This window comes from Micrococcus sp. PSi08, assembly GCF_054960655.1.
The window spans coordinates 1-215 of sequence record NZ_JBHNYP010000079.1 but is presented as its reverse complement, the minus strand read 5'-3'; the positions used below and the strand labels follow the sequence as shown (position 1 = coordinate 215).

The following is a 215-nucleotide window of genomic DNA, read 5'->3' as shown; positions in this document are numbered from 1 at the left end:
GTCAGGTCCCGTAGGCGGGAGATCCCGGCCCGGTGCAGCCACCGTCCCACGGTACGAAGACACACCCGGTGGCCCTCGGAGACGAGGTGGTGATGGATGCGGCGGGCTGACCACTTGCGCTCCCGGCGCAGGGTCTGGATCTGGGCCACCACCTCGGGGTCGAGCTGGGCAGGTGAACGGTGCGGCCGGCTGGGCAGGTCCTGAAGGCCGGCTTC

At 71.2% G+C, this 215-nt stretch carries 1 protein-coding gene; it reads right to left on the bottom strand.

Going from position 1 to position 215, the window contains the following annotated elements; genetic code table 11:
• A partial coding sequence (locus ACFI33_RS11855) for a helix-turn-helix domain-containing protein (RefSeq protein ID WP_462624059.1) occupies positions 1-215 on the bottom strand: 215 nt, incomplete at both ends.